At 70.4% G+C, this 13,794-nt stretch carries 8 protein-coding genes; 2 read left to right on the top strand and 6 right to left on the bottom strand.

Going from position 1 to position 13,794, the window contains the following annotated elements:
- Window positions 1-73 precede the first annotated feature (73 nt).
- The gene (locus tag D7Y15_RS38015) at window positions 74-868 is read left to right on the top strand and encodes a GNAT family N-acetyltransferase (RefSeq protein ID WP_121755625.1); all 795 of its coding nucleotides are present in this window, start codon (window positions 74-76) and stop codon (window positions 866-868) included.
- 86 nt (window positions 869-954) lie between these two features.
- Window positions 955-1,644, top strand: a complete 690-nt coding sequence (locus D7Y15_RS38010; protein ID WP_120579957.1) for an iron-containing redox enzyme family protein — start codon at window positions 955-957, stop codon at window positions 1,642-1,644.
- 20 nt (window positions 1,645-1,664) lie between these two features.
- On the opposite strand, the gene D7Y15_RS38005 is transcribed toward D7Y15_RS38010, so the two are convergent.
- From D7Y15_RS38005 to D7Y15_RS37980, 6 genes are all read right to left on the bottom strand, one after another.
- Entirely contained in the window at window positions 1,665-2,714 is a 1,050-nt protein-coding gene (locus tag D7Y15_RS38005) for a LuxR C-terminal-related transcriptional regulator (protein WP_120579958.1), read from the bottom strand.
- Window positions 2,715-2,863: 149 nt separating this feature from the next.
- A complete protein-coding gene (locus tag D7Y15_RS38000; protein ID WP_121755624.1) occupies window positions 2,864-3,301 on the bottom strand; it encodes a hypothetical protein in 438 nt (145 codons plus the stop codon).
- Between the two features lie 122 nt (window positions 3,302-3,423).
- A complete protein-coding gene (locus tag D7Y15_RS37995) occupies window positions 3,424-4,263 on the bottom strand; it encodes an alpha/beta fold hydrolase (RefSeq protein ID WP_120579960.1) in 840 nt (279 codons plus the stop codon).
- Complete coding sequence (locus D7Y15_RS37990) at window positions 4,263-5,039, bottom strand: alpha/beta fold hydrolase (protein WP_120579961.1); 777 nt, start codon at window positions 5,037-5,039, stop codon at window positions 4,263-4,265. The genes D7Y15_RS37995 and D7Y15_RS37990 overlap by 1 nt, the downstream gene beginning before the upstream one ends.
- A gap of 28 nt (window positions 5,040-5,067) precedes the next feature.
- Window positions 5,068-11,523, bottom strand: a complete 6,456-nt coding sequence (locus tag D7Y15_RS37985) for a non-ribosomal peptide synthetase (RefSeq protein WP_121755623.1) — start codon at window positions 11,521-11,523, stop codon at window positions 5,068-5,070.
- Window positions 11,520-13,794 (bottom strand): aminotransferase class III-fold pyridoxal phosphate-dependent enzyme (locus D7Y15_RS37980; protein WP_121755622.1); only part of this gene is annotated, 2,275 nt, incomplete at its 5' end. The genes D7Y15_RS37985 and D7Y15_RS37980, both read right to left, overlap by 4 nt.

The raw sequence follows: 13,794 nt of genomic DNA, 5'->3' as shown, positions 1-13,794 counted from the left end.
GCAGGGCAGCGACGAATGAAAGGTCGGGGCCGGACACACAAGTCCGGCAAGCACCGTGGAAGCGAGACCCGCCATGTCTTCATTGAGTTGCCGTGTCGCCACAGCGCAGTGCGAACTGGATGACGCGCTCCGCATCCGTTACCGGGTTTTTGGCGAGGAGATGCGGATGCTGGGGCCCAAGCGGCCCCGGGCCCCGCGTGAAGCGGATTGCTTCGACACGCTCCGCACCACCTCCCACGTCGTCGTCTACTCGGGCGCGGAGCCGGTGGCGACCGCCCGGCTGCTGACGCCCAACGCGGAGGTGGCGGCCTTCGCGGACACCCTCGTGGGGCTGGACATCGAGAAGAAGCTCGACCTGTCGGAGCTCGTCGCGCCGGGCCGCGTGTTCGCGGAGACCACTCGCTACTGCGTCACCCGGAGCCACCGGAACTCCGCCGTGCTGCGTCTCCAGGCCGGCCTGTACCGCGAGAGCCGCCGACGCGGCGTCACCCACTGGATCGCCGCGGCCAACATGGAGACGGACTCGCAGGAGGAGGCGGACCTCTACTTCCTCGCCGCCGCGCGCCAGGGCTGGGTCAGCGATGGCTTCCGCGTACGGACCCGGGAGTTTCCCCCGCCGCCCGCGGAACCCCTGGCCGCCCGGCTCACCGCGGAGCAGCGCACCCAGGCCCGCGAGGGCCACCTGACCGCCCTGCGCATGCCGTCCGTGCTGTCGCTGTTCGCGGACAAGCTGGGTGCGCGCTTCATCGCGCCGCCGCACTTCGATCCCGCCTTCAACCGCTTCACCGTGCCGCTCGTCGCCGCGCTGGATGACATTCCGCGGCGGACGCTGAAGCTCTTCGAGTCGCTGGACGCCGACGCCGCCTGACCCCAGGCCGGCGCGCTCCGCACTTCCCCCTTCACCCTCAACGCAACACCCACCGGGCCTTCACGGGCCCCAGTCAGGAGACGTGTATGTGCAAGCAGCCCAGGCATGAGCAGACGGCGAAGACGGACTGGCTGGACTCCCTGCGGCACGAGGCGCGGATGCTCGTGCATGAGCTGGACGTGACGCCGGGTGTCCAGCGCCTCTTCGAGGGGCGCATCCGCCAGGACGACTACGTCCACTACCTCATCCAGTCGTACCAGTACGTGCGGTGGAGCGAGGGCTTCTTCACCGAGTCCGGCGAGCGCGTGCACCGCGAGGGCCGCAACCCCGCGCTCGCGGAGCTGCTGTTCCAGAAGGCGCACGAGGAGCGGGGCCATGAACAGTGGTTGCTCAAGGACCTGAAGGCCCTGGGCTGGACGGAGGAGCGCGTGGAGCGCGCGCCCATCTGCACCGCCGTGCGCGCCTACGTGGAGTGGAACCGCTTCACCACGCAGTCGGGCGTGCCCACCGCGTTCCTGGGCACGGCCTACGTGCTGGAATACCTGTCCGTGAACCGGGCCCCGGGCTCCGTGGACCGGCTCATCGCGGAGAGCGGCATCCCCAACATCGACAAGGCCGTCCTCTTCCTCAAGGGCCACGGCGCCGCGGACGGCGACCACGTGGCCGACCTGGAGACGGAGCTGCGCAAGCTCACGTCCCCGGCGGAACAGGCCGCGCTCATCCTCTCCGCCCGCACCACGCGCGCCCTGTTCCCGAAGTTCTTCCGGGAGCCTTGAGCACGCGCGCCCAGGCCTCCTCACCCCGGCTTCTGCCTCCAGGCGGCCTGGTAGAGGAGGTCCGTGCGGCTCTCGATGCCCAGCTTGGGGAAGATGTTGCGCAGGTGCGTCTTCACCGTGTTGAGCGTCAGGCCCAGGTCCTCGGCGATGAGCTCGTTCGTCCAGTTGCGGAGGACCCCCTGGACCACTTCCGCTTCGCGCCTGGAGAGCTTCTGGCGCCAGGGCTCCGGTATCGGAATGGCCCGCGAGCACTCCTGCAACACCAGCCCCCAGGGATGGTGGCCGCGCTGCTCCGGCAGCTCCACGAACGTCACCTTCAGGTCGTGCTTCAGCCCGGAGCGCGTCCAGGTGTCCACGCTCAGGAGCCGATTCATCCCCGGAGTCTGCAGACGCGTCAGGTGCTCGCGCAGCTCCTGGGGCAGGCGTGAGTCATCCGCCTTCATCTCCTCCGGGTACCAGCGCCGCAGGAGCTCCGTCGCTCCAGGGGTCCTCAGCTTCTCGTGCTCCGGTGGATCCATCACGACGCACTCGGCGCCCTGGTGGTGGAAGAGGGCGTCCAGCAGGTCTCCCCGCATCGCCTCGTGCTCGAACATCCGGCAGTTGCGCACCGTGTTCGCCAGGTAGGGCTTCAGGTCCTCCAGCAGGTCCTGTTCCCGTTCGGAGAAGGGCAGGGTCTGCTCCCGGTACAGCGTGAAGCCGCCGTGCCAGTCCTGCCGCAGCTCCAGCAGCACCGCCAGGACGTGTTCCAGCGGGAGTCCCATCTCCCGGCAGCGCAGGTACAGGAGGTTGCGCTTCAATTCCTTGCTCGACACCTGGTTCGTGGCGCGCGCGACGCCCACCGTGGCCAGCTCCGGGTAGTGCGCGAAGAGGATGCCCGGGGCCCCCAGCCCCATCCATTCATAGTCCCCGGGCCGCTCCGGCCTGGACACGCACAAGGCCGCGTAGTCGCAGGGCAGGAGCTGCGTGAGGATTCCCTGGGCGCGGGCCAGGACCTCGGTCAAATCCAATGAACTGGAGAGTGCCCGGGTCAGCTCGAGCACGAGCACCTGTTCGTGCGCGGTAAGGTTCATCCCACGGGCCTCCTTCCAACCAGTCCATGCAAGGACTTACAGGCTGGAAAGCCCGGAGGTCTGTCCCCCACAAGGGGTATGGACGGGCTTCACTCACACGAAGCCCGTCCACGTCTGACATTACAGCGTCTGTCGAAGCGGGGCGGACGCTAGTTGCCCGCGCTGCCTTCCACCGGCGGGGTGCCCGTGGTGGGGCTGACGGGGCTGCCCATCTCCTTGTTCTTGTCCCAGGCCGGCGGCGTCACTTCCATCTTCGCCCCCTTGTTGCCCGGGGTGCCGGCGTTCGGGGTGCCCGGCTTCGCCGAGGACGAGTGGTCGCTGGTGCTGTTGCTTCCCTGCTCGGTGGAGCCGGAGCCGCCCACGCCCTCATCGACGCGGGCCGGGTCCACGACGCTGTCGTCATCCGGGGCCAGGACGTCCGACGAGCCCGAGCCGCCCGTGGCCTTGTCCCAGCGCTCCGCGCTGTCCTGGGGCGCGTCCGTGGACGGCTCCTGCATGGGCGGCGCCTCGTGGTCGGTGTGGCTCTGCGCGAACGCCTGACCGGAGAAGGCGAGTGTTGCCAGTGCTGCCATCAGGGGGAGCTTCATGGGTGGCGCTCCTTCGAAGAACGTGTGTGCTTCGAAGGTGGCGACCGTCGGGTGGGAAACAAGCGCTTGACGCACACCCGACCCCCAGCCGCGTCCCCGCTCGCCGGGCGAGCAGGCGCCCGTCAGCCCGTCAGTGCTCGCGGAGGCACCGTCCCCACGGCCCAGGCGGTGAGCTTGCGCAGGAGCTCCGCGCGGTCCTCCGGCACGGAGAAGAGGTGGTCCGCGCGCGGGTAGAAGGCGTACGTGACGCGGCCCTCCAGCTTCAGCGGCGAGAGCATCTCGTAGAACTGGCCCTCGTGATTGAAGGACAGCCCCATGCCTCCGGAGAACACGAAGCACAGGCTGACGCCGCGCTCCATGAGCTGCTTGTAGTCCTGCGTCAGCTGCGAGCGCTCCGGGTACTCGCGCGTGTAGACCTCGTCGGCCTCTCCGGCCTCGCGCAGCTGGGCGGGCAGCTTGCGCTTGCGCAGGAAGCGCGTCCACCGGCGGGGGCTCAGGTAGCGCAGGTGGAAGCGCAGGTGGTAGCCCAGCGTGCGGTACGTGTAGCCGTCGATGAAGGCCGCGCCCACCACGCGCGGATCCGCCACCGTCACCGCGTGCGCGCTGTCCACGCCGGAGCACAGGCCCATCAGCACGAAGCGCTTCTGGCCCTTCTTCTGCTCCAGGTAGTCGAGCGCCGCGCGCGTCTCCTCGCGGGCACGTTGGAATTCGTCGGCGCCGCCCTCGCGGCGGGGGCGGCTGTCTCCCAGTCCGGACTGGTCGAAGCGCAGCGTGGTGAACCCGCGCCCCGCCAGCTGGCGCGCCAGCTCCACCCACACCCGGTACGGGCCCACATGGTGGTTGAGGCCCACGTTGGACAGCACCACCACGGGCGCTTCCGGCAGGACCTTCGCCGGGTCCGGTTCCGTGAGGATGCCCACGAGGCTCTGCTCGGGGCCGAAGGTACAGATGCGCTCGCGCATCACGCGGCCTCCTTCAGCAGCGTGGTGATGGTCTGCAGGATGCGGTTGGACAAGAGCGCGGACTCCTGGCCGCCCGCGCCCTCCTCGGGCACCAGGTGGTGCTGGAAGGGCAGGCCCGTCTTCTCCAGGTGCTCCTGGAGCCGCTGGTACTCGGGCTTCTGCGCGCTGGCCACCAGGTGCGTGCGCGTTGACGGCCACGCGGGCAGCGCGGCCAGGTCCAGCGAAAGGATGTCGTCGCGCAGGGCGCGGGGGAACGAGAAGCCGAGCAGCTCCTCGCGCACCTCCAGCGGGCTTTCGGGCCGCGGGAAGAGCGTGCGGGTGTCCCGGCGCGCCTGGAGCAGCTCCAGCTCCCGGAGCCAGGCCTCGCCCTCCACCAGGGGCTCCCAGAGCACGAGCGCGGCGGTGGACAGTCCCTCCAATGCGGCGCGCACCGCGAGCGCCGCGCCCAGCCGCAGGCCCACGAGCGCCACGCGCTGCACGCCCGTCACGTCCTGCAACTCATTGACGGCGTTGCGGATGTCCTGGACCCACGTGGCCACCCGGCCTTCGTGGGCCTCGCCGGCCGAGTCCCCCGTGCCGTAGTAGTCGAAGCGGAAGACGTGGAAGCCCTCACGCGCGAGCATTCCGGCCAGCTTCCGGAAGGCCCAGTGCGTCAACATGTACTCCTGCGCGGCGGGGTAGCAGAGCACCACCCCGGTGGAGCGCTCGGCGCCCTGCGCGGGGTGGTGCATGCCAAAGAGCTGTCGTTCGGAGGTGCCGAAGAAACAGGGCGTCACGGTCTGACCATTCTCCTCAAAGGGCCGCTCAGTCCGAGCGCCCCGGCAGTTTCCCCTTCAGCTTATTGAACAAGCGTTGCGCCAGGGGAACAGAAGTCTCCGGGGTGGCAGTCTTTGGCGGCATGACGGGCTGCGTCCTGACTGCGGGCGTGGGAGCCGCCGCCGCGGGCGTCAGCTGCGAGGCCACCTGCTCCAGCGTGTTGAGCAGGAGCGTGCGCGGGTGCAGCTCCTGGTTCAGCTCCTTCTTGACGCGCATCACGACCTGGAAGGACAGGAGCGAGTGCCCGCCGATGTTGAAGAAGTTGTCGTGCACGCCCACCTGCGCGATGCCGAGCACCTCCCGCCAGATGCGCGCCAGGTGCTGCTCCGTCGGCGTGCGCGGCGCGACGAAGGCGTCCTCGACGGCGCGCGTGGTGCCCGCCGGAGGCGGCAGGGCCTTGCGGTCCACCTTGCCGTTCGGCGTGAGGGGCAGCGCCTCCATCTCCACGAAGTGCTGCGGCACCATGTACTGCGGCAGCTGCGAACGCAGGTGCTTGCGCAGCTCCGTGTCCGTGTAGGCCTGTCCCGGCTTCGTCACCAGGTACGCGACGAGGCGCCTGTCGCCAGGGCGGTCCTCGCGAACGAGGGCGACGGCCTGGGCCAGGGACGGGTGCGAGGCGAGGGCCGCCTCGACTTCGCCCAACTCGATGCGGAAGCCGCGCAGCTTCACCTGCGAGTCATTGCGGCCCAGGTACTCGACGGTGCCGTCGGCCAGCCAGCGGGCCAAATCGCCCGTGCGGTACATGCGCTCGCCCGAGCGGAAGGGGTTGGGCAGGAAGCGCTCCTGCGTCAACTCGGGCCGGTGGAGATAGCCGAGCGTCACGCCGTCGCCGCCGATGTACAGCTCGCCCGCGACGCCCACCGGCACGGGGGCCAGGTGCGCGTCGAGGAGGTAGAGCTGGGTGTTGGCGATGGGGCGGCCAATGCGGATGGAGGAGAGGGGAGGCTGCACGCGCCAGGTGGTGGACCAGACGGTGGTCTCCGTGGGGCCGTACATGTTCCACAGGCTTCCGACGCGGGCGAGGAGCGACTCAGCCAGCTCGCGGGGAAGCGCCTCGCCACCGACGAGGGCCTTGAAGCCGGTGCGCGGCTGCCAGCCGGCCTCCAGGAGGAGGCGCCAGGTGGAGGGCGTGGCCTGCATGACGGTGACGGCGTTGGCTTCCAGCGCGGCCTTGAGGAGCGCACCGTCGGAGGCCGTGTCACGCGAGGCGAGCACCACCTGGGCACCGGTGGAGAGGGGCAGCAGCAGCTCCAGCACGGCGATGTCGAAGGAGAGCGTGGTGACGGCCAGCAGCACGTCCTGGGCAGAGAGGCTGGGGGCCTCCTGCATGGTGCCCAGGAAGTTCACCACCGCGCGGTGCGGAACGCGCACGCCCTTGGGCTTGCCCGTCGAACCCGACGTGTAGATGACGTACGCCACGGCCTCCGGCGTGACGGCGGGAGCTTCGGGGGCCGTGTCCGCCTGCGACGTGGTGTCCTCGACGAAGAGCGACTTCGCCGTGGTGGAGGGCAGGGTGCTCTGGAGCGCGCGCTGGGTGAGCACGAGCGAGAGCTGCGCGTCCTCGACCATGAAGGCCAGACGCTCGGGCGGGAAGCCGGGGTCGAGCGGGACGTAACCCGCGCCCGCTTCGAGGATGCCCAGCAGACCCACCACCATGTCCGGACCGCGCTCGGTGAAGAGGCCGACAAGGCTTCCGGCGGTGACGCCCTCCTGCTTGAGGGCGTTCGCCACCTGGTGGCTGCGCTGGATCAGCTGCTGGTACGTGAGCGTCACGGCGCCGGAGCGCAGCGCCACCGCGTCCGGCGTGGCCTGGGCCTGCGCGGCCACCAGCGTGTGGACGAAGGCGTTCCGGTCGAACGGCTTCTCCGTGGCGTTCCAGTCCACCAGCACGCGCTGCTTCTCCGACTCGGGAAGCAGCGGCATGCGCGACACCGGCACCTCCGCGTCGGACACCGCGGCGCGCAGCAGCGTGCGGATCTGCTCGAGCATGCGGACGACGGTGTCCCGCTCGAACAGGTCGGTGTTGTAGTCCATGCCGCCGACGATGCCGTTCGCCGTCTCCTTCACCCAGAAGCTCAGGTCCAGCGGCGTCGCGTGCGCGTGCACGTGCACCTGGCCGTAGGTGAGGTCACCCAGACTGGAGCCTCGGTTGCGCACGTCCTGGAAGGTGAAGAACGTCTGGAACAGCGGCGTGCGGCTCAGGTCGCGCTGCACGCCCAGTTGCTGCATCAGCAGCTCGATGGGCATGTCCTGGTGGCCGAAGGCCTCCATGCACGTGGTGCGCACGCGCTCCAGCAGCTGCCGGAACGTCTGCTCCGGCGCCAACTGCGTGCGCAGGACGAGCGTGTTGACGAAGAAGCCCAGCAGGTCCTCGACCTCCGGATGCGAGCGGCCCCGGATGGGCGTGCCCACGACCAGGTCCTCCTGGCCGCTGTAGCGGTGCAGCAGCGTCTTGAACGCCGTGAGCAGCACCATGTACAGCGTCGCGTTGGACTCGCGGCCCAGCTTCGTGAGGGCGGCCACCTCCGCGCCGGTGAGGACGAAGGGCTCAGTCCCGCCCTTGAGGCTCATCTGCGCGGGGCGCGGCTTGTCCGTGGGCAGCTCCAGCGCGGGCAGGTTCCCGGAGAGCTTCCCCTTCCAGTAGCGCGCCTGCCGCTCCAGCTCCTCGCCCTGGAGCCAGTTGCGGTGCCACTCGGTGAAGTCCGCGTACTGGATGGGCAGGGTGGGGAGCTTGGGCTCCTGGCCCTGGGTGAGCGCGGAGTAGATGACGTCCAGCTCACGCAGGAACACGTCGAACGACCACCCATCCCAGATGAGGTGATGGGGCATGAAGAAGAGGACGTGCTCGTTGGCGCCCAGCCGGAACAGCGTCAGCCGGAACAGCGGCGCGGCGGTGATGGGGATGGACTCGTCCGCCATCGCCTGGAGGCGGCGCAGCAGGTCCTCCTCACGCGTGTGGGCGGGGACGGGCTCCAGGTCCACCGGCTCCAGCTCCACCGTCAGGGACGGGGCAACGTGCTGCACCGGCGTGCCCTCGTCCCACCGAACGAAGGTGCGCAGGGACGACTGGCGCTCCATCAGCTTGTTGAAGCTGAAGCGCAGCGCGCCCACGTCCAGCGCGCCGTGGAGGCGGAACGCGGAGGGCAGGTTGTAGACGGCCGTGCCCGGGTTGAGCTGCTCCAGGAACCACAGCCGTTGCTGCATGAGGGACAGCGGCGCGGGCGCGGTGCCGGCGCGGGCGGAGATGCGCTGCGCGGGGCTGGTGGCTCCGTCGTCGCCGCGCACCAGCCGGGCCAGCTTCTCCACGGTGGGCGCTTCGAACATTCGGCGCAGCGTGAGGCTGACGTCCAGGTCACGGCTCGCGCGCGTGAGGGCCTGCGACGCCAGCAGCGAGTGGCCACCCAGACGGAAGAAGTCCGCCGTGACGCTCACCCGGCGCAGCCCCAGCACGTCCGCGAAGATGGCAGCGAGCTTCTGCTCCGTCTCATCGCGAGGCGCGACGAACGCGTCCTCCTGCGACTCCACCTGCGGCGAAGGCAGGGCCTTGCGGTCCACCTTGCCGTTCGGCGTGAGCGGCAGCGCGGGCAGGGCCACGAAGTGCTGCGGCACCATGTACTCCGGCAGCCCCTGCTTGAGGTGCGCGCGCAGGGCTTCGTCCGCCGGAATCGTCTGGCCGGGCCGCGCGATGAGGTACGCGACGAGGCGGCGGTCACCGGGGCGGTCCTCGCGAACGAGGGCCACGGCCTGGGCCAGGGACGGATGCGAGGCGAGGGCCGCCTCGACTTCGCCCAGCTCGATGCGGAAGCCGCGCAGCTTCACCTGCGAGTCATTGCGGCCCAGGTACTCGACGGTGCCGTCGGCCAGCCAGCGGGCCAGGTCGCCCGTGCGGTACATGCGCTCGTCGGAGCGGAAGGGGTTGGGCAGGAAGCGCTCCTGCGTCAACTCGGGCCGGTGGAGGTAGCCGAGCGTCACGCCGTCGCCGCCGATGTACAGCTCGCCCGCGACGCCCACCGGCACGGGGGCCAGGTGAGGGTCGAGGAGGTAGAGCTGGGTGTTGGCGATGGGGCGGCCGATGCGGATGGAGGAGAGGGGAGGCTGCACGCGCCAGGTGGTGGACCAGACGGTGGTCTCCGTGGGGCCGTACATGTTCCACAGGCTTCCGACGCGGGCGAGGAGCGACTCAGCCAGTTCGCGGGGAAGGGCCTCGCCACCGACGAGCGCCTTGAAGCCGGGACGCGGCTGCCAGCCGGCCTCCAGCAGGAGGCGCCAGGTGGAGGGCGTGGCCTGCATGACGGTGACGGCGTTGGACTCCAGCGCGGCCTTGAGGAGCGCGCCGTCGGAAGCCGTGTCACGCGAGGCGAGCACCACCTGGGCGCCAGTGGTGAGGGGCAGCAGCAGCTCCAGCACGGCGATGTCGAAGGAGAGCGTGGTGACGGCCAGCAGCACGTCCTGGGCACAGAGGCTGGGGGCCTCCTGCATGGTGCCCAGGAAGTTCACCACCGCGCGGTGCGGGACGCGCACGCCCTTGGGCTTGCCCGTCGAACCCGACGTGTAGATGACGTACGCCACGGCCTCCGGCGAGACGTCCTGCGCCGGGAGCGCGGACTCGGGCTGCGAGGCCGTGTCCTCGATGAGCAGGGGCTTCACGCTCGTGGACGGCAGGGACGCCACCAGGGCCTGCTGCGTGAGGATGGTGGAGAGCTTCGCGTCCTCGACCATGAAGGCCAGACGCTCCGGCGGGAAGCCGGGGTCGAGCGGGACGTAACCCGCACCCGCTTCGAGGATGCCCAACAGGCCCACGACCATGTCCGCGCCGCGATTCGTGAAGAGGCCGACGAGGCTTCCGGCCGCGACGCCCTCCTGCTTCAGCGCGTTCGCCACCTGATGGGCGCGCTGGATCAGCTGCTGGTACGTGAGCGTCACTTCTCCCACGCGCAGGGCCATCGCGTCCGGCGTGGCCTGGGCCTGGGCGGCCACGAGCGTGTGGACGAAGGCCTGACGGTCGAACGGCTTCTCCGTGGCGTTCCAGTCCACCAGCACACGCTGCTTCTCGGCGGCGGGCAAGAGCGGCAGGCGCGAAACGGGCGATTCCGCGTCGGCGACCACGCCCCGCAGCAATTCTTCGTAACATGACATCCAGCGGCGAACCGTGGAGCCATCGAAGAGGTCGGTGTTGTACTGGCACTCCAGCACCACGCGGCCATGGGCCTCGGCCGCGTTGATGAAGAGGTCGAAGTTCTCGTAGTGGCGCGGGTTGCTCGCCAGGGTGCAGGTGAGGCCCTGGAACGCCAGCTGCTCGCCCGTGACGGCCTGGTCCACGTTGAACAGCACGTTGACCAGCGGCAGCCGGCTGGGGTCGCGCGGCAGCGCCAGCTGCTTGAGCAGCGTGCCGAACGTGTACTCCTGGTGCTCGTAGGCATCGAGCATCGTGGTGCGCAGCTGCTTGAGCACCTGCGTGAAGGGCGCCTCCGCGGCGACGTTGCTGCGCAGGGGCAGCGCGTTCACGCAGTGGCCCACCAGGTCCTTCAGGCCGGCCACGGACTGGCCCGCGGCGGGGATGGCCACCACCACGTCCTCCAGCCCCGTCAGCCGGTGCAGCAGCGCCTTGAAGCCCGCCAGCAGCGTGGTGAAGAAGCTGCCACCGTGGCGCGCGCCCACGCGCTTGATCTGCTCCACGAGCGCGGGCTCCAGAACGTAGTCCTCACGCCGGGAGCTGTACGTCTTGGACGGCGGACGGCGCCGGTCCAGCGGCAGCTCCAGCACCGGCAGCGAACCGGAGAACTGCTTCAGCCAATAGCGCTCGTGCTCGGCGTACTCCGGCGTCGTGGCCAGCTGGGCCTGCGCGCGCGCGTAGTCGCTGAACGTGGGCGCGGGCGACAGCGTGTGCGGGGTGCTCCGCGCGTGCGCCGAATAGAATGTCGCCAGGTCGCGCAGCATCACCGCCATGGACCAGCCGTCGCACACGATGTGGTGCGCGGTCAGCGTCAGCAGGTGCTCTTCCGCGGACAGCCGGGTCAGGCGCGGACGCAGCAGCGGCCCGGACTCCAGGGGCAGCGGCGTCTCCACCTCCTGGGCCACGAGCTCACGGACGCGGGCGTCGCGCTCGGAGGGCGGCAGCGCGTCCAGCGCGAGCAGCTCCAGCGGGAAGGGCGTGGTGGCGGCCACGCACAGCGTGAGGCCATCCGCGCTGAACGTGGTGCGCAGCGCTTCGTGCCGCTCGCTCAGGTCCTGGAGCGCGGCGCGCAGGCACTCGACGTTCAGCGGGCCGTGCAGCCGCACGGACATGGACTCGTTGAAGGCGCACGACGCGTCCGGGCCCATCTGCACGCCGGTCCACACCTCGCGCTGGGGCTCGGTGGACGTCGCGGTGAGCAGCAGCGCGGGCCCTGCGAACGGGTCGAAGTCGTCGGGCAGGTCCTGAATCGGGGTCGCGGGGGTCTTCATCGGGTCTCGCTCAGCTTGACGAACTTGCCGGGCACCGTGGGGTGCGGGACGAACCAGGCGGGGTTGCCCTGCGGATCACGCCCCAGGCGAGCGCCGGGGACGGGGGGCTGGTTGGAATCGAAGGCGGCGGGGGCCTGCGTCTGGGCGCGGGCCGTGCCGGGCAGGAAGCCCGCGTCCTGCAGCTCCGTGACGCTGTCCTGGAACGCGGTGATGAGGCGCTGCAGGTCCGCGTCCGAGTGCGCCGTGGTGAAGAAGCACGGGAAGCCATCCCAGATGTGGATGCCCTTGTCGCGCAGCAGGCAGAACAGCAGGTCCGCGTTCGCGGCGTCCGCCGTGACGAACGTCTTCCACAGCGATCCGAAGTGCTTGATGCGCAGCGGGGCGCCCACCTCGTCGAAGAACGCGTTGAGCGTGGTGGCGAGCGTGTCCGCCTTGGCGCTCACGCTGCGCTGAAGCTCCGGGCCCGCGGCCTTCATGTGCTCCAGCGCGGCCTTCGCGGCGGCGAGCGCCAGCGGGTGACGCACGAACGTGCCGGCGAAGTACGTCACGCCCACCGTGGGCACGGAGTCGTCGCCGAACTGCCAGTGGCCGCCGTCCAGCGCGTCCATGAACGGGCGCTTGCCCGCGATGACGCCAATGGGCATGCCGCCGCCCACGACCTTGCCGTAGGTGGCCACGTCCGCCTGCACGCCGAAGAGGGACTGGGCGCCGCCCGGGTGCATGCGGAAGCCGGTGATGACCTCGTCGAAGATGTAGACGGAGCCGGACTTCTGGGTGAGGTCGCGCAGCTGGTGCAGGAACTCGCGCGGCTGGAAGTCCGGGCGGCGGCTCTGCACGGGCTCCACCATGATGGCGGCCAGCGAGTCCGCGCGGGAGCGCAGGATTTCGAGCGACTCCGGCGTGCCGTAGTCCAGCACCAGCACGTCCTGCACCGCGCCCGCCATGATGCCCGGAGCGGCCGGCACGGTGCGCAGGCTCTTGGTGCCGCGCACCAGCACCTCGTCGAAGATGCCGTGGTAGCTGCCGCTGAAGATGGCGATGGTGCTTCGGCCGGTGACGGTGCGGGCGATGCGCATCGCGCCCATCACCGCCTCGGAGCCGGTGTTGCAGAGCGCCGCGCGGTCCGCGCCGGTGAACTCACAGACGAGCTTCGCGACCTCGCCGGCCAGCGGGTGCATGGGCCCCAGCTCGTAGCCGTCGTCCACCTGCTTGTGCACGGCCTGGGTGATGAAGTCCGGCGCGTGGCCGAACAGCACGGACCCGAAGCCGTTGAGCGCGTCCAGGTACTCGTTGCCGTCCATGTCCCAGAGCTTGGAGCCCTTGGAGCGGTTCACGGCGAGCGGGTAGATGAGCTCCTTGAGCAGCGGGCGGAAGCCCGTCACCACGCGCGGATCCGACAGCTGGTTGCGGTTGTCCTGGGCGTAGCGCTTGGAGCCCTGCGTCTTCGCGTTGTAGCGGCGGGTGAAGTCCTCCAGGAACGTCTGCTGGCGGGGCGTGAGCGAGTCCTTCGGCGCCAGGCTGATGCGCGCGATGGCCCCGAAGGCCTTCTTCACGTCGTACTTCACCGGGCCCTTGAGGTCGGCCTCATCCGGCGCGGCGGCCGGAGCGGGAGCGGTGGGCTGGGCGGCCTGCGGCTGCGCGGCGGGGGCCTGCTCGGCCTGAGGCTGCGCGGCGGGAGCCTGGGCGAAGGACTGCGGGACCAGCGCCTGCGCGGGCTGACCGGACAGGAGCGCGAGCTGCTGGGTCATCAGCCAGAGCTGCTGCGCGACGAGCGCCTGGAGCGTCCCGGCGGGCGCGGCCATCGCCTGGGCCTGGAACGCGGCACCGGCGGAGGCGAACTGCGCAGGCGCGCCCTGCGCGGGGAAGGCACCGACAGCAGGCATGGCCTGCGCCGGGAACGCGGCGCCCGCGGAGGGGGCGGCCTGCGGCTGTCCGAGGATGTTCGCGGTCATCTGCGCGGCCGGGGCGGCGGCCACCGGCGCGGGCGCGGTCTCCTGCGGCATGCGGCCGTCGAGGTACGCGGCGAGCTGTCCCAGCGACGCGACCTCTTCCAGCAGCTGCCGGAACGTCACCTTCACGCCGAACTGCTTCTGCACCGCGAGCGCCGCCTGCGTGAGCACCAGCGAGTCGAGCCCCAGCTCCAGGAAGCTCGCGCCCGGATCCGCGTCGGCCAGTTCCAGGCCGCTCAGCTCCTCGAACAGGTTGCGCAGAGTGGGGACAAGACGCTCGGCACGGGGAACGGGGGCGGGACTCACGGCGACTCCGGTGGAG

This window comes from Corallococcus sp. AB030 (genome assembly GCF_003668965.1).
Taxonomy (GTDB): Bacteria; Myxococcota; Myxococcia; order Myxococcales; family Myxococcaceae; genus Corallococcus; species Corallococcus exiguus.
The sequence above is the reverse complement of the archived record's forward strand: the minus strand, read 5'-3'. Positions and strand labels throughout refer to the sequence as shown.